Annotated in this window: 15 protein-coding genes and 2 pseudogenes; 11 read left to right on the forward strand and 6 right to left on the reverse strand. The window is 60.1% G+C overall.

Annotated elements, in window-relative coordinates:
• Positions 1–131: 131 nt before the first annotated feature.
• Together AA309_RS25620 and AA309_RS25625 are read right to left on the reverse strand one after the other, a co-directional pair.
• Positions 132–545: a DUF6173 family protein gene (locus AA309_RS25620; protein ID WP_210166523.1), complete on the reverse strand. Its 414-nt coding sequence runs from the start codon at positions 543–545 to the stop codon at positions 132–134.
• Between the two features lie 84 nt (positions 546–629).
• Positions 630–848, reverse strand: a complete 219-nt coding sequence (locus tag AA309_RS25625; RefSeq protein WP_047191847.1) for a dodecin — start codon at positions 846–848, stop codon at positions 630–632.
• Positions 849–1,905: 1,057 nt separating this feature from the next.
• Between AA309_RS25625 and AA309_RS25630 the strand changes: the two genes are divergently transcribed.
• The 4 genes from AA309_RS25630 to AA309_RS34670 all read left to right on the forward strand — a co-directional run bounded on the left by AA309_RS25630 (position 1,906) and on the right by AA309_RS34670 (position 7,190).
• On the forward strand, positions 1,906–2,982 hold the full coding sequence (locus tag AA309_RS25630; RefSeq protein WP_084731660.1) for an efflux RND transporter periplasmic adaptor subunit: 1,077 nt from the start codon (positions 1,906–1,908) through the stop codon (positions 2,980–2,982).
• A gap of 17 nt (positions 2,983–2,999) precedes the next feature.
• Positions 3,000–6,149 carry an efflux RND transporter permease subunit gene (locus tag AA309_RS25635; protein ID WP_047191849.1) on the forward strand — a complete coding sequence of 1,050 codons (3,150 nt, stop codon included), beginning with the start codon at positions 3,000–3,002 and terminating at the stop codon, positions 6,147–6,149.
• Positions 6,150–6,234: 85 nt separating this feature from the next.
• A complete protein-coding gene (locus AA309_RS25640; RefSeq protein WP_047191850.1) occupies positions 6,235–6,891 on the forward strand; it encodes a TetR/AcrR family transcriptional regulator in 657 nt (218 codons plus the stop codon).
• 110 nt (positions 6,892–7,001) lie between these two features.
• Positions 7,002–7,190: a hypothetical protein gene (locus AA309_RS34670; RefSeq protein WP_150117762.1), complete on the forward strand. Its 189-nt coding sequence runs from the start codon at positions 7,002–7,004 to the stop codon at positions 7,188–7,190.
• A 49-nt stretch (positions 7,191–7,239) separates the two neighbouring features.
• On the opposite strand, the pseudogene AA309_RS25645 reads toward AA309_RS34670, so the two are convergent.
• From AA309_RS25645 to AA309_RS25660, 4 genes and pseudogenes are all read right to left on the reverse strand, one after another.
• A pseudogene (locus tag AA309_RS25645) lies at positions 7,240–7,765 on the reverse strand (IS6 family transposase).
• 403 nt (positions 7,766–8,168) lie between these two features.
• A complete protein-coding gene (locus tag AA309_RS25650) occupies positions 8,169–9,485 on the reverse strand; it encodes a hypothetical protein (RefSeq protein ID WP_047191851.1) in 1,317 nt (438 codons plus the stop codon).
• Between the two features lie 579 nt (positions 9,486–10,064).
• Positions 10,065–10,310, reverse strand: a pseudogene (locus AA309_RS25655) (IS6 family transposase); the annotation flags it as partial.
• Positions 10,311–10,352: 42 nt separating this feature from the next.
• Complete coding sequence (locus AA309_RS25660; RefSeq protein WP_244470496.1) at positions 10,353–11,252, reverse strand: LysR family transcriptional regulator; 900 nt, start codon at positions 11,250–11,252, stop codon at positions 10,353–10,355.
• Between the two features lie 123 nt (positions 11,253–11,375).
• On the opposite strand from AA309_RS25660, the gene AA309_RS25665 reads away from it, so the two are divergent.
• From AA309_RS25665 to AA309_RS25695, 7 genes are read left to right on the forward strand one after another with little or no spacing between them, the layout of a single operon-like run.
• Positions 11,376–12,419 (forward strand): ABC transporter substrate-binding protein, encoded by a 1,044-nt coding sequence (locus tag AA309_RS25665; RefSeq protein WP_047191853.1) that lies wholly within the window; start codon positions 11,376–11,378, stop codon positions 12,417–12,419.
• A 37-nt stretch (positions 12,420–12,456) separates the two neighbouring features.
• On the forward strand, positions 12,457–13,509 hold the full coding sequence (locus tag AA309_RS25670; RefSeq protein WP_047191854.1) for an ABC transporter ATP-binding protein: 1,053 nt from the start codon (positions 12,457–12,459) through the stop codon (positions 13,507–13,509).
• Entirely contained in the window at positions 13,509–14,369 is an 861-nt protein-coding gene (locus AA309_RS25675; RefSeq protein ID WP_047191855.1) for an ABC transporter permease, read from the forward strand. Before AA309_RS25670 ends, AA309_RS25675 begins: the two co-directional genes overlap by 1 nt.
• Positions 14,366–15,166, forward strand: coding sequence for an ABC transporter permease (locus AA309_RS25680; protein ID WP_047191856.1), 801 nt, complete (start codon positions 14,366–14,368; stop codon positions 15,164–15,166). The genes AA309_RS25675 and AA309_RS25680 overlap by 4 nt, the downstream gene beginning before the upstream one ends.
• 4 nt (positions 15,167–15,170) lie before the next feature.
• Positions 15,171–16,307: an NAD(P)/FAD-dependent oxidoreductase gene (locus AA309_RS25685; protein ID WP_047191857.1), complete on the forward strand. Its 1,137-nt coding sequence runs from the start codon at positions 15,171–15,173 to the stop codon at positions 16,305–16,307.
• The gene (locus tag AA309_RS25690; protein ID WP_047191858.1) at positions 16,288–16,611 is read left to right on the forward strand and encodes a (2Fe-2S)-binding protein; all 324 of its coding nucleotides are present in this window, start codon (positions 16,288–16,290) and stop codon (positions 16,609–16,611) included. Before AA309_RS25685 ends, AA309_RS25690 begins: the two co-directional genes overlap by 20 nt.
• Positions 16,608–18,068, forward strand: a complete 1,461-nt coding sequence (locus AA309_RS25695; protein ID WP_047191859.1) for an FAD/NAD(P)-dependent oxidoreductase — start codon at positions 16,608–16,610, stop codon at positions 18,066–18,068. The genes AA309_RS25690 and AA309_RS25695 overlap by 4 nt, the downstream gene beginning before the upstream one ends.

Below are 18,068 nucleotides of genomic sequence, written 5' to 3' on the forward strand. Positions count from 1 at the left end.
TCAACGCCCGGCCAGGACAACATTACCGAATAGGTCCCGCTCAACAGCCATGGAGTAAAACCAGGCCATATTGCGGGCGGGCTCGACGGCGTGGGCACGACGTTTGAGGCGTTGGACGCGCTTCGAGCCTGTCATTTTTTCGCCTGTCCCACGTTCTGCTCCAAGAGGAAGCCAATGCGGCGGGGCTCTTCCTCTTCCTTCAGCTTTGGAAGGGCCGTGAGGAGAAGACTCAGCTGTGTGTAGTGCTGGATCAAGTGAACGGGGCGTCCATGCTGGTTCAAGCCTGAGAAAATCAAAAGGTCCGGGTTCGAGTAGGCCACGCCGAGAATATGAAAGGCGTCTGCCCCAACCCCGGTCGGGAGATAGCCGCCTATCTCCTCGGTGGGGTCCAGTCGATCCTCAAAGGCTTTGATCTGGTCCACAAGGCGCACGAACATCCAGCCTGCCGGATTTTCTCGCCTGTCCTTAAGCTCCGCCTCGTGCCCCAAGGATTGAAGCACTGAAGCGTTTAGAGACGATAGGACTTCTACGTGGTCACGGGTCATATCCATTCCCTCGCCTGCCTCGCAGGAAGCCGCTCACGAGGCTTCGGTAGAGGCTGGACCTGCTGTCCGACGCTGGTTCCGGCGTTACGGATACTCACCCTCCAGCGTAAAGCCAGCCTTCAAGACGACTTGATAATGGCGGACCTCACCGTTCTCGACCTGTCCACGGGTCTGCACGACCTCGAACCAGCGCAGATTTCTGAGAGTCTGATCCGCGCGCCTAAGAGCGGTTTGGATCGCATCCTCAATGCTGTCCGTCGATGAGCCGACGAGTTCAACCACCTTATAGATATGGTCAGACATCTGGATGCTCCCTGCTGTTCCTGCCGGGAGAAGGTAGGGCGCTGTCTTGGGCCCACTAGGCCTCTTTAAGACAAGACCGGACCTGCTCAAGCCTCTCCGTTTCTCGGCTCTCTCGATATCTGGAGAACGGCCAATGCCTCACTACTCTCTGCCGTTACACGAGACGTAGGCTGCGTTGCCTATCAAGCCTCCAGAACAGAATCCTGCTCGGCTCTACCCCGGGCGGGGTTTCTGCTCCTGCGCTCTCGCCGACTGCAATCCCGATGGACATTCTTCCGGCTTCGTGAACTGCCTACAGATGTATCCCAGGCAGTGTCACATAGGCTAACAATGTGAGTGTGAGCGCACAGGCCGAAGTTATGCTGATCCCTCTCTCAATCCGGGCGAGCCGGGCCTCGATATCTCTCAACTGGGCTTGAGGGTCGAAGGTGGGGCTGCTCATGGTGCTCCCCTCTCTGCGAGTTCGGTCCCGAATGGATTGAAAAAGAGAAATCCGGCTCCGTCAGATGCTGGCCAGCAGAAGGCTTGCCCCGATGAACCCGCTCAGGAACGCAGCGAATAGAATCGATGCACGCCGAAGTGATAGAGCGCCGGTCGTAGTTGATGTAGCCATGGGGGCGCCGTCTAGAGAAATGTCAAAGTCATTGTTCTGGTTCATGGGCCTGTCCTGATTGTAAGTCACGGTGTTATGACGCCAGAACGCAGGCGATGTTAGTGGGTTCGATAACATATGTTATCGAAATGTTTCGAGCGTTCTAATTCTTACTCGCCGTATTTGCCATTGATGGTGTTGTCGAAGAGCACTAGGCCACGCTTGCGAGACAAGAACACACAGGTGCGGCGGAACTGCAGACCGTGTTGGGGAACTCCTCCGCGTGCTCTGGCGCACAGATCATTCGCTCTTATGACGAGTATAAACTGACGAAAATCGATATTCGTCAGGCGTCAGGTTTCGCCTGAGTGAAAGGAAAGCGGGGGCTTTGGCGTTGCGCTGGCTTGGATCCGCTCACAAGCCAGCATCACAACCGGGAGAAGACTTTGGCTGGAGGTGAATGCCATGCCCGCATCCCTGCCCATGCTCATCCTTGGTATCGCCCTGACGCTCGCCGCCTGCGAAGCAAAACCTCAGGAGACGGCCAAACTCGATCGACCCGTCCTGGTGCAATCGGTGGCTTTCGAGCCCCGTGCTCCGGAACGGACCTTTGTCGCGACCATCCGCCCCCGCGTCGAAAGCGATCTCGGGTTCCGGGTTCCGGGTAAGGTCGCCCGGCGCCTCGTTACTGTTGGTGATATGGTCAAGGTCGGCCAGCCCCTGGCCGTCCTCGATGCAACCGACCTGCGCCTCCAGCGCGAACAGGCGGAGGCCGAGTTGAAGGCTGCATCCGCTGCATTCCAACAGGCCGAGGCCGAGCTCCAGCGCATTGTCACTCTGAGGAGACAAGGCTGGTCCACCACCGCAACCTTCGACCGGCAGACGGCCGTCACCGAGGAGGCGCGAGGTCGCCTGACTCGCGCCGAGCGCGCCCTGCTCCTCGCTGAGAATGCCCTTTCCTATGCCACCCTCGTGGCCGACATCGAAGGAGTGGTCACCGCGACACAGATCGAGCCGGGGCAGGTGGTCAGCACCGATAAGGTCGCCATCCGCATCACGCGCCTGTCGGAGAAGGAGGCCGTGATCGCCGTCCCTGAGGCCCAAATCGCCGCGGTCCGGACCGGTGTCGCCTCCCTCTCCCTCTGGTCCAATCCGGACAAGCATTATCAGGTCACGCTCCGCGAATTCTCGCCGTCAGCCGACCCGGCCACCCGCACGTATCTGGCCCGGTTTTCGATCCCAGCCGCAGACGAGCCGGTGCAGTTCGGCATGACCGCGACTGTCACGATCGGCGAGACGGCCGCGGCGGAAGTGGTGCGCCTGCCATTGTCCTCACTCCACAACCAGGGTGGCGGCCCGGCGGTTTGGGTGATCGGTGCCGACGGGCGGCCAGTTCTGCGGCCGGTCACGGTCGCGGCCTACCAGTCCCGCGATGTCCTGATCACCCAGGGGCTGCGCGACGGCGACCACGTCGTCATCTTGGGCGCGCAGAAGCTCGATCCGGGCCAGCGGATCCGTATCGTCGAAGCGCTGCAGTTCTAAAGGTTGGGAGCCCAGCCATGAAGCGGTTCAACCTGTCCGAATGGGCCGTGCATCACCCGGCGCTTATCCTGTTTCTCATCCTGGCTATCAGCGTCGGCGGCCTTCTCTCCTTCCGCTCGCTCGGGCGCGCGGAAGACCCGAACTTCACCATCAAGAATGCGATCATTACGGTCGCTTGGCCGGGCGCAACGACACAGGAGATGCAGGACCAAGTTGCGGATCCGATCGAGAAGAAACTGCAGGAGCTGCCATGGTTCGACAAGGTTATCACCTACAGCAAACCCGGTTTTGCGGCGATGAATGTCGGCTTTCGCGACAACACGCCAGCCCGAGAGGTGCCGCAGCTCTTCTATCAGCTGCGAAAAAAGCTCGACGACATCCGGGGGCAGCTTCCCAACGATCTCATCGGACCTAACGTGAACGACGAGTATGGGGATGTCGATTCCATTCTCTACATGCTGACCGGCGACGGCGCCGACTTCGCGCAGCTCAAGAAGGTCGCCGAGGGCTTGCGTCAGCAGCTCCTCAAGGTGCCAGGCGTTACGAAGGTCAATCTCTACGGCGTGCAGGACGAGCGCATCTACGTTGAGTTCAGCCACGCCAAGCTGGCCACCTTGGGTATCCCACCGCAGGCTCTGTTCGAGTCGCTGCAACGGCAGAATGCGGTCGTCCCCGCCGGCACGGTCGAGACGGGGGCCCAACGGATCCCCGTGCGTGTTACGGGGGCGCTCGACGGGGCGAAGGCCGTGGCCGAAACCCCGGTCGAGGCAGGTGGGCGCGTGTTCCGTCTCGGGGATATCGCAACCGTCACCCGTGGCTTCGAAGATCCGTCCGACTACCTGGTTCGCCAGCGCGGCCAGCCGGCGCTTGGCCTGGGTGTCGTCATGGCCAAGGGGGCGAACATCCTAGCGTTCGGCCGGGATGTGAATGCTGCGACGAATGGTTTCATGCAGGCGGTGCCGCAGGGCATCGACATCGAGCAGGTCGCCGACCAGCCGAAGGTGGTCGACCACGCTATCCGGGAATTCGAGCACTCCTTCATCGAAGCCCTCGGCATCGTGCTTCTCGTCTCGTTCGTGTCGCTGGGCTGGCGCACCGGCATCGTGGTGGCGCTCTCCGTTCCCCTCGTCCTCGCGATCACGTTTGCCGTGATGAGCTTGCTCGGTCTCGACCTCCACCGCATCACCCTTGGCGCGCTGATCATCGCCCTCGGCCTGCTGGTTGATGACGCGATCATCGCGGTCGAGATGATGACGGTGAAGATCGAGCAGGGCTGGGACCGCATGCGCGCAGCTGCGTTTGCCTGGACCTCGACGGCCTTTCCAATGCTCACCGGGACGCTGGTGACGGCCGCAGGCTTCCTTCCGGTCGGCTTCGCCAATTCCGCAGTCGGCGAATATGCCGGCGGCATCTTCTGGGTCGTCGCGATTGCGCTGGTCGCATCCTGGCTCGTAGCCGTGATCTTCACCCCTTACCTTGGGGTCAAGCTCTTGCCGCAAGCGCTTTCTGGACACACGCATGCGAATCCGCACGAGATTTACGAGACTCGCATCTATCGCGGCCTGCGCCGGATCGTGCAGGCCTGCGTGAACCGGCGCGGCCTCACGGTGCTCGCCACGATCGGCATCTTCGTGGCCTCCATCGTGGCGTTCGGCCAAGTTCAGCAGCAGTTCTTCCCATTGTCCGAGCGGCCGGAGCTCTTCTTCCAGATGCGCCTGCCCGAGGGCACGGCCATTGGCGTTACGACCGAGACGGCCCGGCAGGCGGAGGCGATCCTCGGCGATGATCCCGATATCCTGACCCATACGACCTATATCGGCCAGGGCTCGCCACGGTTCTGGCTCGGCCTCAACCCCCAGCTCCCGAACGAAGCGTTTGTGGAGATCGTGATTGTTGCCAGGGATGTGCCGGCGCGTGAGCGCATCAAGGCACGCATCGAAAAAGCGGTGGCGCAAGGTGCCCTCGCGGCGGCACGGGTGCGGGTCGACCGCTTCAATTTCGGTCCGCCCGTCGGATTCCCGGTTCAATTCCGTGTCATCGGCCCGGACGCAATGACGGTGCGCCACATTGCATCCGACGTCCGCGAGGTTATGCGGGCCAACATCAACGTGGTCGATCCGCACCTCGAGTGGAACGAGATGGCTCCCTCGGTGCGGCTGGTGGTGGACCAGGAGCGCGCCCGTGCACTCGGGCTCGATCCGCAGACCGTGTCGCAGGCCCTGCAGACGCTTCTCTCCGGCGTCCCTGTCACCACCGTTCGCGACGGCACCGAACGGGTCGAGGTCGTCGCCCGTGCAGTGGCGCAGGAGCGCCTCGATCTCGGCCGCATCGGCGACCTCACCGTGATGTCGCGCAATGGGCTTGCAGTGCCGCTCGCCCAGGTTGGCCGCATCGAATATGCCCATGAGGAGCCGATCCTCTGGCGGCGCAACCGCGATCTGTCGCTCACGGTCCGCGCCGACGTGGTCGACGGGGTTCAGCCACCGGATGTGACGAACCAGATCTGGCCGACCCTGGCCCAGATCCGTGACCGGCTCGAGCCGGGCTACCGCCTCGAGATCAGCGGTGCGGTAGAGGAATCGGCGAAAGGCAATGCCTCTATCTATGCGCTCTTCCCGCTGATGATCGGGGTGATGCTGACGCTGCTGATGATCCAGCTGCAGAGCTTCTCCCGCCTGCTGCTCGTCTTCCTGACCGCGCCGCTTGGTCTGATCGGCGCATCGCTCGCGCTCAACCTGGCCAACCGGCCGTTCGGCTTTGTCGCGCTGCTCGGCCTGATCGCTCTTGCCGGCATGATCATGCGCAACACCGTGATTCTGGTTGATCAGATCGAGACCGACGTGGCACAGGGTGCGAGCCGGCGCGAGGCGATCGTGGAAGCAACGGTGCGGCGGGCCCGTCCGGTGGTGCTCACCGGTCTGGCAGCGATCCTGGCGATGATCCCCCTCTCCTCATCGGCGTTCTGGGGCCCCATGGCCTTCACCATCATGGGAGGTCTGTTCGTTGCGACCTTCCTGACCCTGCTCTTTCTGCCGGCGCTCTATGCGCTGTGGTTCCGCAAGCGCCTCGACGAGCGCGGCTCCGGAACCCGCTCCGTGGAGGAGCCTGGGACAGGCCGACCAAAAGATATGGACGGGCAGTTCTCGCTCCCCCTCGCCGCGGAGTAGGTTTGATCCATAGAGCAGAACTCGTGGACCAAGCAAAACACGGCCGTTCATTGACGAATGATGAATTTTATCATAGGTTTAGCTTATGGATGCTGACGCTGCCATCACCTCGGTTGAGCCCGACACCCGTAGCCGTATCGTAGAGACGGCCGAGCGGTTATTCCGGCAGATCGGCTATCAGAAAACCACTGTAGCGGATATCGCCAAGGCGCTCCGGATGAGCCCGGCGAACGTGTACCGCTTTTTCGAGTCCAAGAAAGCGATCAACGAAGCGGTCGCCGAGCGCCTGATGCACGAGGTCGAAGGCGCAATCGAAGCGATCGCGTGCCGAAAGGCCCCGGCGGCGGACCGGCTGCGGGACATGATCGCGACCATGCACCGGATGACTGCAGTCTTGTATACCGATGAGCTACGCATGCACGAAATGGTGGAGCGGGCACTGAGCGAGAGCTGGCAGGTCGTGCATGATCACCTCGAGCGCAAGAGCGCGATTTTCCAGCGGGTCGTTGAGGAGGGGATCGCCGCCGGTGAGTTCACGTCGGCCGATCCGGTGGTTGCATCACGGTGTGTTCAGGTTGCTCTGATCCGCTTCTGTCATCCAGCGCTCCTCGTGCAGTGCGCCGGAGAACCCGGTCCATCCCTGGACCAGATGACGGAATTCGTACTGGCAGGCCTGGGCTGCCATACCGGTTCTACTGAAGGCGGATCTTGCCACGATGATCGTGGGCAAACTCGGGATTAGGAGAGAGCTTGGTCGATCGACCAGAGAGTTGTCCTGAGCCAGACCCCTTTCGAGATCGTCGATCGGATCTCGCCTATTGCGTCTTGCTCCTCATGAGGAGGTTGCAGCTTATGCTGCTGCTCGGTCGAAGGGGGTGTCAGGTTGAAAAGCAATTGGTGGCCATGGGCGATCTCCCTTCAGATTTCAGCCTGCCGATCGACTGCCCCACAAAACCCAATGCTCCCCAACAAGGATCGCAGGCAGCTGTTTCAGCGCTTCGACAGGCGGCCCAGAACGGTTCTGTCGCCGGGGCGTTGTGACATTAACTCCCGCTGAGCGCAATGAGGCCAATTCGGGTGCATTGCGAATTCAAGCAGCGACACAGGCGGCGATTTTCCACTTTGCCATAGCGCTGAGGCAATGCAGATGGGTGGCAAGGGCAGAGTGGCGAGAGCGGGGTGGAACGAAGAGTTTCCTGACCATGGAAAACACCGTGGTGAACCTCTGTAAGCCGCCCGGTGATCGAAAGCCCTGCATTATCCATTCACGCTTTCGCAGTGGGAGATGCGAGTTCTCTGCCTGGTTGTTGAGGCCCTTGTGCGAGCGGTGCTCGACTGCCGGCATCAGTGCTTCTGGCCAGCGATCGTCACCACGACCTCGTCGAACTGCCAAATGTCATGGCGGCTCGGCCTCTTGCGCTTGAGTCGGCGGGCGTAATCGGGTCCGAACTTCCGAGTCCGTCGCTGAACGGTCTCATAGGACACGACCATGCCGCGCTCAAGCAGCATCTCCTTAACCAAGGCAAGCTCAATGGAAACCTGAAGTAAAGCCACACCGCGTGGGCGATGATATCGGCTGGAAAGCGATGGCGTGTGCAGCGGACAGACTTGATCATGCCAGCTCATCTACACGGCTCACTTTCATGTTCGAGTTAATGTGACATCGCCTGGACAAGCTGAGATAGCTCGAGCGAACCGAGTGATGGCGCTCGGTTGGCTCCCGCCGCACTCAATAGATGGTCAACGTCGGTATATAGCTCATGGCGAGAAGGACCAGCATCGCGACGGCGAAGAATGGCCATAGTTCTTTGCGTGGTCGCGGCGAGCGATGCTCTCGCGATTGAAGACGGAATGAAGAGGGTGGTTCCAATCGGCGTGGATTATGGACCTCGGGGCAGAGAGGCTCGAGGGATCGTCAGCAGGTGACATCGCGGGCAGCGGCTTGATTAAATATCAATCGAAATCAAAACCGGTTGGGCGGCTGGTTTCTATAATAGAGAGACTTAGAAAGCCTGATCCTCACAGCGTGAAGTATTCATGAGGATATGAGTCTGCCACGCCGGCACTGATGTCAATGATGCTCGGCTTCTGACTGCCGCGAGAGAGCTCATAGAGCGCACGACCTTCATCTTGCGAGCGGGCCGTGAAGTAAAGTTTACCCTCGAACGTGGTGAAGTCTGACGGGAAAGAACTCTCCACACCTGGATTGATGTCGATCAGGGTTGGCTCATTCCTGCCGGGACAGATCCGGTAGAGTTCGGTGCCATGCTCCTTTGAGCTGGCTGAGAAGTAGAGACACCCCCTGAAGATGGTCAGGTTAAATGGGGCTGAGTCGGCGGAGCCTGGATTGATGTCGATCAGGGTTGGTTCATCGCTACCACGAGAGAGGCGATAGAGTTCGGTGCCATGCTCTTCCGTCGAGGCAGTGAAATAGAGGCTCCCTTGAAAGGCAGTGAGGTTGCTCGGGAAGGAATAGGCTGCACCTTGGTTGATATCCATCACGGCAGGCGTGGTGCTTCCAGCTGTGAGGCGAAAGAGCTCCGTCCCCGTCTCTGCCGTGAAACCGGCAAAATAGAGTTGGTCCTCAAACTCCTCGAAACCGCTAAAGTAGTTCGTAAATGAGCCCATCGGACCAGGAGTGAGGTCGATCAGAGTGGGGTTTGCGCTGCCGGGAGAGAGTCTATACAATTCGATTCCGCTCTCTGCTGTATCAGCGGTGAAATAGAGCTCTCCCTTGTACTCTGTAAAATCACCGAAGATGCCTGGGATCGAGCTCCCCGCACCTGGATTGATGTCGATCAGGGTCGGTGCATCGTCCCTAGGAGAGATCCGGTAGAGTTCCTCCCCCCTCTCATCCGTGAAGGCGGTGAAGTAGAGCTCCCCCTTGTAAGTAAGGAAGTTCTTCGGGGCCGAGCCCACGATATGCGGGTTAGGTCCGCTTGGGATAGGATTGATGTCGATCAGGGTCGGTTCGTCGCTCTCAGGAGAGAGGCGGTAGAGTTCAGTGCCAGTAGCTGCCGTGGTGGCGGCGAAGTAAAGCTGACCTCCATACACGGTGAGACTGTGCGGATATGAGCCCCCCTGACCCTGCTCGATTTCGATCAATGTGGGTTTAGAGTTTCCAGGAGCGAGGCGATGAAGTTCATAGCCGTGTCCCGGGGCATAGGCCGAAAAATAGATTTGATCTTTCAGTGCAATGAAGCCGGTAGGGTTTGATCCATCTGGCCCCGGCACAAGATCAATCAGAGTTGCCCTGGTGCCCCCACGAGGGAGATAATAGAATTCTGCTCCGTGCTCTTCTGTGGTCGCGTTGAAGTAAAGCACTGATTTGGGCATGACAGTCCCTCCTCAATGAATCGGTTGAAAATACTTGATGCCTCTTTGAAGGCTGAAACGGCTTGGTCGTTTGCTGCGGGCGAGGTCTTCTCCGAGAACTCTGGCGCACCAGCATTCTCTCATGGCAGCTCACATTAGGTGATCATCCTTTAGCCCACTCGGACCAAGTCATGTGGGTTACTCCTATCGCACTCACCTCCGTCTCTCGAAGGCATGCCCATGTGAAGCGTTCTGCTGAGGAGTCCAGGTGGTTTCCATCGCCATCTACTCCCTCCTTGTTGCTGTTTCTCAGGAAATCGCAACAAAACAGTTGCCTGCAAGTTCGCCTGCATTTCTCTGGCCGGACTCTCACCGCGCTAGGTCAGAGCATTTGAGCGCGGAGATCCCTTGGTTTGGATCAGGCTACCAGGAGACGGAATGTTCTTGGCCATTTCGCGCCATTTCGCGACGATGGCAGGACATTAACTCCTTGATTCTGCAGGAACCGTTCAGCGCGGATCGGCTGGTATTGGCAAGTAAGGAACGAGTTTGCGACAGAGCCCCATTGCTGTCGATGGCACGATAGAGATACCGCCATTATCCACGAACTTTGATGTATGTTTCGTCCACGTGCCATTTGCTGGTGACGGGGGGCTTACGTGAGTTGAAGCGCTCCAGCAGTTCGGGCGCGTAGCGAACAACCCAGCGATGCACGGTCGCGTGGTCGACGGAGATGCCGCGCTCGGCCATCATCTCTTCGAGGTTCCGCAGGCTCAGGCTATACGCCAGATACCACCGCACACAGAGCAGGATCACTGATCGACCGAAATCGCGGCCTTTGAACATCATGCACCTCCGGAGTTGACTGGAGGCGTAGGCCGAACTCAGCTACCGATCGGTTTGCGACAGATCCGAAAGAAATGCTGCGAAAGCCTCGATAAAGGATTGCGCCAAGGGCGTCAGCGGACGCTGGCGCGACCTGAGTTGGACAATCCCGCTCTCAATCCGAGGTTTGAATGGGCGCACGACAACGCCGCGATCGATGAATTCGCCAGCGGAAAACGCATCGACGATGCTCACTCCCGCACCCTCTGCCACAAGAACACAAGCCGTATAGGATAAAGGCGTCTCGATGAGCGTGCTGTAGTCCACCTCGGCCAGTGCAGTATCGATCCTGGACCGAAACAGAGTTCCCGACGCAATCCCGATGAGGCGCTCGCCAGCGAGGTCTCGTGGTTGAATGATCGTCTGGCTTTCGAGCCTGTGGCCTTTGGGAAGGGCAACAACGGCCGCAGACGGAATTGGGTCGACCAAAAAGCCGGGCCTCTCAAGAGGCCCGGCCGCATAGCCGAATTCTGCTTGGCCCGCAGCGACCGCCTCGACCACGAGGTGAGATGGCATTCCAAGAACTGATGCATGGACCTGCGGGCGATCCCTCAAGAACCGCCCAAGGAATCGTGGCAGCGCACCGGAGGCCAGGGCCGGGAGAGCGGCGATGCGGAGACTTCCGGCCGCCTGGGCTCGGATGGCTTGGGCCAGATCAGCGATCCGCGAAAGACCGGCGAACGAGCGTTCAACCTCGGCCAGAAGCGTCACGGCGTCGGGTGTTGGCGTAATTTGGTTCCCCCGACGCTCGAACAAGGACAAACCGGAGGAGGTCTCAAATTCCCGCACCAGCCGGCTAACCGCCGGTTGGGTGATCCCGAGCAGTTCCGCGGCAGCGGTCATGCCGCCCGTCAGCATGACAGCCCGGAAGGCTTCCACTTGGCGGAGGTTAATATTAGGCAACGAGCGCCTCCATAAGGATTTGGCATGGACGCATGTCAACTTCTGATTTGACGTTATGAACGTGCTCTGGAACCCTGGCAAGTATCCGCAAAAGATCGTTCGAGACGCGGAGGGGAGAATAAAATGACGAGGAAGAGTGTGGCACGCGCTGTGTGCCTTGCCGGGATCAGCGTGCTCGCCATGAGCCAAGCCCAGGCTCAGCAAAAAGTTCTGTATTTTGCTTCTTACGGCGGCTCCTTCGAACAGGCGGTTCGCAAGGAAATCATTCCACCATTCGAGGCCAAGCACGGTGTCAAAATCGAGTACGTTGCGGGCAACTCGACAGATACATTGGCCAAACTCCAAGCACAGCGTGGCAATCAGCAGATCGATGTAATTGTGGTTGACGATGGACCGGCCTATCAGGCTGTGGCGCTTGGATTCTGCGGGGACCTGGAACCAGCTGACGTCTACAAGGACGTCTATCCGGTCGTGAAGTTCAAGTCGAATAAGGCTATCGGTGTCGGCCTCGTCGCGACGGGGCTCATGTATAACAAGAAAGCTTTTGAAGAAAACAAGTGGGCTGCTCCTACGTCATGGGCGGACCTGAAGGATCCCAAGTTCAAAAAGAAGCTTGTGGTTCCCCCACTGAACAATACCTATGGGGTGCATGCTCTTGTTGCCGAGGCTGCCCTGAAGGGCGGCGGTGAGACGAACATCGAGCCCGGCTTCCAGGCCTTCAAAAATGAGATCGGCCCGAACGTGCTGGCCTATGAGCCGTCGCCCGCGAAAATGACGGAATTGTTCCAGAACGGACAGGCTGTAATTGCAGTCTGGGGATCAGGGCGCGCGAAGGCGCTGGCCGATACGGGCTTCCCGGCGGAGTTCGTCTACCCGAAGGAGGGCGGGATCGCGCTTGGCACCGCAGCCTGCACGATTGCGGGATCAAAGAACAACAAGGAAGCTCAGGCTTTCGTGCAGTACCTGGTTTCCCCAGAGGTGCAGCGCATTCTGGCTAAGAGCGCTGGCTTCGGGCCCGTCAACCAGACCGTAACGCTCTCACCCGACGAGCAGAAGGGCATCCCTTACGGGGAACAGGCAAAGAACCTGCGGGCCGTCGACTGGGATGTTGTCAACCAGCACCGCGAGGACTGGAACAAGCGCTGGACTCGCGAGATCGAGCGGTAAACACGCTCCAGACCTCATCTTCAAAAGGATTTGACCGATGTCCTATCTGGCGCTCGAGCGGCTGACCAAGGCTTACGGCAGCGTGTTGGCCGTCGACGCTCTCGACCTGACGGTCGTGAGGGGCGAGTTCATCTCGCTCCTCGGACCGTCAGGTTGTGGCAAGACCACCACCTTGCAGATGATCGCGGGGTTTGTCGAGCCAACCTCAGGTCGTGCAATGCTCGACGGCACCGATCTCTTTGGTGTCAGGCCCAACAAACGTGGGCTCGGAGTCGTGTTTCAAAGCTATGCTCTATTTCCGCATGTAACAGTCGCGGAGAACGTAGCTTTCGGTCTTGAGATGCGAGGCGTGCCTCGCGCCGAGCGCGAGCAGCGTGTCAAGCAGACCCTCGATCTCGTCGGGCTGACGGGAATGGCTGACCGGTACCCACGCCGCATGTCGGGCGGTCAACAGCAGCGTGTGGCGCTAGCCCGCGCGTTGGTGATCCAACCTGCGATCCTGCTGCTGGATGAGCCCCTCTCCAACCTCGACGCCAAACTGCGGGAGGAGATGCAAACCGAGCTTCGGACCATTCAGCGTTCCGTTGGGACGACGACAATTCTGGTGACGCATGATCAGGGTGAGGCCATGGCTTTGTCGGACCGGATCGTGATCATGAACAAGGGGCGGGTCGAGCAAATCGCACGACCGGACGAGGCTTACGCCCGGCCAGCCAGCGCATTCGTCGCAAACTTCCTTGGCAAAACGAATGTTCTTTCGGCAAAAGTGGTGAACGAGGGCAACCGACAGGTTGTCGACATGGCGGGCTTTCGCCTGCCGGTCCCGAACCGATCCCTGTCCGGAGCGGTGACCGTAACTGTTCGCCCGGAGCGGATTGCATTTGTTGATGATCCGGCGCCTGGCGTGCAAGGTCGCGTTCACACGCGGGTTTTTCAAGGGACGCATTGGCTGTTCCACATTGAAACGGAGCTTGGCGCTCTTATTGTTCTTCGCCAAAACGATGGTGTGGCGGTGCCGTCGGAGGGTGAAAATGTTCGTCTAGCTTGGGGTGAGAACGATCTTCTGATCGCAACCTCAGGAGCGATGTGATGACGGCGAACCCTAAGCTCGCCCCGCTGCTCCTCAGCGGTCCGGCCCTCCTCGTCTTCATCGGCCTTGTGATCGCGCCGCTCGTGATGACGGCACTCCTCTCGTTCTACGATTGGGGGCAGTACAAAGGGATCGTTGCCGAGTTCACCGTCAAGAACTGGCACGAAGTTCTCGTCGACGACTACTATTACGAGATCTTTGGTCGAACATTGCGGATCGCGTTGTTCGTCACACTGATCGCCGTCCTGATCGGCGTACCCGAAGCCTATATCCTGAACCGAATGACGCCCCGGTGGCGAGGTGTGTTTCTCCTGGTTGTCATCGGGCCGCTGCTCATATCCGTGGTCGCCCGGACATTGGGATGGGCTCTTTTGTTCGGGTCGACCGGATTGATCGGCCAAGCGTTGCTCACACTGGGGCTCACGCGCGAGCCGGTCGATTTGATGTTCACTGAAACCGGCGTGATCATTGCACTCACGCACGTTCTAGTCCCCTTCATGGTTCTGGCAGTGCTGGCGGCCCTGCAGCGTCTCAACTCCGACGTTGAAAATGCCGCGATGTCGCTCGGAGCCCCCGCGTTTACAGTTTGGCGACGGGTGGTCCTGCCCCAAATCATTCCTGGAGTCCTCTCCGGTTCGGTGATCGTGTTCGCGCTCGCCGCAAGCGCTTTCGCGACGCCCGCGATCATCGGAGGGCGGCGTTTGAAGGTCGCGGCCACTCTGGCGTATGACGAGTTCCTTAACACGCTGAACTGGCCCCTCGGCGCGGCGATTGCGATGATCCTCCTCGTTGCGCTCATTGCCATCATTGTCGGATCAAACCGCCTGATCGAACGGCGCTACGCACAGGTGTTCGAATGAGCCGCAACGGTCCTCTCGCTCTGGCCTTTCATGCAATCTTCGTCGTATTCATCCTCGCGCCGATCGTTGTGGTGTGTGCGGTGGCCTTCACTCCAGAAAGTTATCTGTCGCTGCCCACGAAGGGGTTCAGCCTCCGGTGGTTCAAAGCCATTTGGAATTATCCGGAGTTTCTCCGGGCCTTCCGGGACAGTCTGTGGCTTGCCGCGCTTTCATCGACAATTGCGATAGGGCTTGCAGTCCCGGCGGCTCTGGCGATCGCCCGCTATCGCTTTCTTGGGCGAGAAGCCATCACGGCATTGTTTCTGTCGCCGTTGATGATCCCACACGTTGTTCTTGGCATTGCATTCCTCCGGTTCTTCTCGCAGATCGGCTTGAGTGGCTCTTTCCTGGGATTGATCCTGAGCCATATCATCGTCGTCCTACCGTTCGCCTTGCGCTTGGTGCTGGCGGCCTCCTACGGGATCGATCAGCGTATCGAGCATGCCGCCATATCCCTCGGCGCCAACTCGTTCGTCACCTTCCGCCGTGTGACACTGCCGCTCATCATGCCTGGTGTGGTGTCGGGATGGGTGCTGGCCTTTATCAACTCATTCGACGAGGTGACCATGACCGTGTTTATCGCCTCGCCGTCGACCACAACGCTCCCTGTCCGGTTGTTCCTATACATTCAGGACAACATCGATCCGCTCGTCAGCTCCGTCTCGGCGTCCCTGATTCTGATGACAGCGGTCGTGATGATCGTGCTCGATCGACTGTTCGGTCTCGATCGTCTCTTCCTCGGGAGCGCCAAGAGCTAGAGCCATGACACAGAACAGCAAAACCGTTTCCGAAGCCGAGATCGCTGTCATCGGGGGTGGCCTGGTCGGATCGGCCACGGCCTACGGCCTCGCTCAGCGTGGCGCCCGCGTGCTCGTGCTTGACGAGGGTGACATCGCCTACCGCGCTTCCCGCGGAAACTTCGCTCTGGTGTGGGTCCAGTCCAAAGGGCTTGGTATGTCGGAGTATGCGGCCTGGACCAAAACCTCGGCCGAACAGTGGAGCACGTTGGCGAAGTCCCTGCGGGATGAGACAGATATCGACGTGGCCCATCACCAACCGGGCGGTTTCATGCTGTGCCTCTCTGAGGCCGAGCTGGAGGCTCGCATCAACGCGATGCGCCGCCTGCACAATCAGCCCAGAATGGTGCAGTACCCGTACGAAATCCTGGACCACGACGAGACCAAACGGCGCCTGCCGGCCATTGGTCCCGATGTCGTCGGCTCGGTATTCTGTCCCCTGGACGGTCACGTCAACTCGTTGCGTCTGTTTCGCGCTCTCCACTTGGCAATGGCGCGGTCTGGAGTCAGCTACCGCCCGAACTCGCACGTGGAATCCATCAAGCCGGATCGCGATGGCTTCCTGATCGACGGCCCGTGGGGGCAGGTACGCGTCCAAAAGGTGGTGCTGGCGGCCGGTCTCGGCAATGCGCGGCTCGGACCCATGGTCGGGCTTCACGCCCCAGTACGGCCGAGCAAGGGGCAGGTCATCGTGACCGAGAAGGCCGCGCCTTTCCTGCATCACCCCATCGTGACGGTGCGGCAGACCGACGAGGGCGGCGTCATGATTGGCGATAGTCAGGAGGACCTCGGCTTCGACACCGTTGTCACACCGCCCGTCATCTCCCTCATGGCGCAGCGCGCCGTACGCATGTTTCCGCTGCTCGCTGGACTCAACGTAGTGCGAACGTGGTCGGCACTGAGAGTCATGAGTCCCGATGGCTTTCCTATTTACGACCAGTCCCAGAGCTATCCCGGTGCCTTTGTCGTGACCTGCCATTCAGGCGTGACGCTGGCGGCCAACCATGCTCTCACTCTCGCCCATCATATTCTCGAGGGGACGCTTCCTGCGTCCCTCGAAGCATTTAGCTCCCGGAGGTTCCATGTTTCGTCGGCTGCCTGACCTTGGCGGCGAGACCGTCACCTTTACGATCGATGGCCATCCAGCCACTGCACGGCTGGGCGATACGGTTGCGGCGGCTCTGCTCGCATCCGGCATACAAAGCTGCCGGACTACACCCGTCTCGGGAGCGCCACGCGCGCCCTATTGCATGATGGGAGTGTGCTTTGAGTGTCTTGTCACGATCAATGGTATCGGCAACCGGCAAGGCTGCCTGATCCCCGTGGCTGAAGGCATGGTGGTCGAAACCCAGAAGGGTGCTCGTTCGATTGCGTCGGAATTGCCGGCCAAGGGAGACGCAGCATGAAAACAATCAAAGATGTTGCCGCTTTGTCCGAGTGCTACGATCTTCTCATCATCGGAGCCGGACCTGCCGGTTTGGCTGCGGCCGCAACCGGCGCTGAGCTGGGGCTCTCAGCCGTGCTCGTCGATGAGAATCCGGCGCCCGGCGGCCAGATCTATCGCGGCATCACCACAACTCCGGTGACGGCAAAAGAGACCCTCGGCGCCGATTACTGGCGCGGAACGGATCTCGTGCGTTCGTTGGAGGCCAGTAAAGCCTCATATGCGCCCGGAGCAACGGTGTGGAGCGTTGGTCCGGCGCCCGACAGCCCGGATGCGACCGGCGGTATGGAGGTAGGCGTCTCCATAAACGGAGCTGCGCGTGTGATTCAGGCGCGGCAGGTCATCGCGGCGACAGGTGCTCTGGAGCGTCCGTTCCCCGTTCCTGGCTGGACCTTGCCAGGAGTCATGACCGCAGGAGGCGCTCAGATTGCCTTGAAGACGTCGGGTCTTGTCCCGGACGGGAAGGTCGTGGTGGCCGGATCGGGGCCGCTCCTGTACCTCCTGACCGCTCAGTTGCGGGCGGCTGGAGCGAAGATCTCCGTGATGCTCGACACGACCCCGCTCGAAAACTGGGGGCGTGCGATCCGACACGCACCGGACTTCCTGCGTTCGCCCTACCTGAGCAAGGGTCTCAAGCTTCTCCTGGGAGCAAATCGAGGCATGCGCATCGTGCGCGGCGTCAAAGCGATCTCGGCTCATGGCGACAACCAGGTCACGAGTGTGCGATTCCGCCATGGATCAAAGGAGGAAGAGCTTCCGTGTGACGTTCTACTGCTGCATCAAGGTGTGGTTCCCAATATCAACCTCGCGAATGCGGTCGGTTGCGCTCTCGACTGGGACGAGGACCAACTCACGTGGGTGCCACAGACCGACGACTGGTATGAGACGTCTGTGAAGGGATTCACAATCGCTGGTGATGGCGCAGGAATTGCTGGCGCCGAGGGCGCCGCGCTGCGCGGACGTCTCGCCGCGCTTGGTGCCGGGCATCGTCTCGGACGCCTCTCGGCTCAAGAACGCGACCGGACGGCTGCCCCGGTCCGGGCTCAGCTGATACGCGCGAGCCGAGGACGGCGCTTCCTTGACGTGCTCTACCAGCCGGCCAAGGCATTCCGTGTCCCAACCGCAGATGACACGATTGTCTGTCGGTGCGAAGAGGTGACGGCCGGGAAGCTGCGTGAAACTGTAGCCTTGGGCGTGAGCGGCCCTAATCAGATGAAGTCGTTTCTCCGCTGCGGAATGGGGCCGTGCCAAGGACGGCTTTGTGGGCTGACGGTGACCGAGCTGATCGCCGACGCGCGGGGTGTCTCGCCCGGCGAGGTCGGCGGCTATCGGCTTCGCCCACCAATCAAGCCGATTACCCTGGGTGAATTGGCCGCGCTGCCGAAAACACCAGCCGCCATCAAGGCAGTCGAGCGGTGA

Origin of the sequence: Microvirga vignae, assembly GCF_001017175.1 — a bacterium.
GTDB classification, from domain to species: domain Bacteria; phylum Pseudomonadota; class Alphaproteobacteria; order Rhizobiales; family Beijerinckiaceae; genus Microvirga; species Microvirga vignae.